General features: G+C 60.4%; 2 pseudogenes. Both read left to right on the top strand.

What is annotated here, in order from left to right:
- Positions 1-110, top strand: a pseudogene (locus ACP7IZ_RS13770) (energy transducer TonB); the annotation flags it as partial.
- Between the two features lie 107 nt (positions 111-217).
- A pseudogene (locus ACP7IZ_RS13765) lies at positions 218-750 on the top strand (MotA/TolQ/ExbB proton channel family protein); the annotation flags it as partial.

The following is a 750-nucleotide window of genomic DNA, read 5'->3' as shown; positions in this document are numbered from 1 at the left end:
CGGCGTTGGATTACGTGCACAAGGCCCGGTATCGCCCGGCCACGCGTAATGGCGCTCCGGTAAAGGAACTGCACAAGGTCTACGTCATCCGCTTTAGGCTGGATGACTAAAACGGGGTCAGTTTTTCAGACTGGCCAGTAGTACAAATACGGATTGCCCGATCTGTTTGCGTAACAGGGTAGCGGATTGGGCCCTGATGATGAGGATTATGAGGAAGATGACCAGACTGCCCCGTTCTTTTGTGTCAGGTCTTGCCGCTCCGGCTCTGGCGCTGCTGATGAGCACGGCCGCCCCCGTTGCGGCCTTTGCGCAGGATGCAGCCCCCACAGCACCTGCGGCCACCGCTCCAGCCCCCGATGCGACGCCATCTTCCGCACCGGCGCCTGCCGCCACACCGGATGCCACCCCAGCGCCCGCAGCCAGCGCCCCGGCCGAACAGGCCCCACCTGCGGCAGACACCAAGGAAGAAGCCAACCCCTACGGTCTGGGGGCCTTGTGGTCCAACGGTGATATCATCGCCCGCGGCGTGCTGCTGATCATGCTCATCATGTCTTTGGGCACATGGTATATCATGATCACCAAGTTTATTGAGCAGGCCCGCCTGTTTGCCGCCGCCAAGGAAGCCACCAAAAGCTTCTGGACCAAACACAGCATTCAGGAAGGCGCTTCGGCTCTCACCTCCACATCTCCGTTCCGCTATATTGCCGATACCGGTATTGTGGCGGCCGAGCACCATGAAGGTACGATGCA

Source organism: Acetobacter sp. AAB5, assembly GCF_050106715.1.
Classification (GTDB): Bacteria; Pseudomonadota; Alphaproteobacteria; order Acetobacterales; family Acetobacteraceae; genus Acetobacter; species Acetobacter oryzifermentans.
This window is presented reverse-complemented; position numbering and strand designations above follow the sequence as displayed.